This is a genomic window from Symbiopectobacterium sp. (assembly GCF_051710365.1).
GTDB lineage: Bacteria > Pseudomonadota > Gammaproteobacteria > Enterobacterales > Enterobacteriaceae > Symbiopectobacterium.
Genome location: NZ_JBPETA010000406.1, coordinates 1 through 627, shown reverse-complemented (window position 1 = coordinate 627; position 627 = coordinate 1). Strand labels below are relative to the sequence as shown.

Annotated in this window: 1 protein-coding gene and 1 pseudogene; both read right to left on the bottom strand. The window is 51.2% G+C overall.

Annotation, left to right across the window (positions count from 1 at the left end):
• Positions 1 to 183: 183 nt before the first annotated feature.
• Positions 184 to 462 (bottom strand): hypothetical protein, encoded by a 279-nt coding sequence (locus ACTBDZ_RS18340; protein ID WP_438816337.1) that lies wholly within the window; start codon positions 460 to 462, stop codon positions 184 to 186.
• Between the two features lie 94 nt (positions 463 to 556).
• Positions 557 to 627: pseudogene (locus ACTBDZ_RS18335) on the bottom strand (surface-adhesin E family protein); the annotation flags it as partial.

Here is a 627-nt window from a genome sequence, read left to right as displayed (position 1 = left end):
ATTGTTAGTATGAATCATGAGAGTTACCTCGTGTTTTGTATAAGGATTGGACACCCATATCAAAACCGGTAACTCTCAACCTTGCAAGGTCCAGTGTCAGATCAAGTCGCGACTAATACACATGATGGTCCCCTGCGAAAACCCAACCAGCACGGTATGTGTGGCATCGACCCCAATCTTCTCCTACCAATAGCGCACCGTTGACAGAAATCCCGGTATCGCCGCATCAACGCGCGCCTGACGGTTCTCTTCGGTCACGCCTTGCACGAAGAACCACTGACGCCCCGCGCCCCATTCGGTGCTTTCTGGCCCATTGAGGCTGACAACACAGGAATCCGTCAAGGCATCGGCGAAATAACGCCCCAGTGCCGCTATGCCGTTGGCGCTGTCGCCAACACCGTGAAACAACAAGACCAAACGCTGCGCCTGCTCCGGTTGTTGTACTGTAATTGCATCGCTCATGATATGTCCCGTTTTGTCATGGTATTCTTTAATGATACCCGGCTTTGTTGAATAAATCAGAACTTGTAACGACTGTGCCCCATCGGGTCGATTGTTACGTGATGCGAATACTGTTCGGCATTCCTAATAGCGTGATCCGGTTAAGCGCTTTGACCATCGCCATGG

Coding starts and splice junctions, on each gene's coding strand:
- ACTBDZ_RS18340 (WP_438816337.1), bottom strand. CDS start 462: ATGAGCGATGCAATTACAGTACAACAACCGGAGCAGGCGCAGCGTTTG.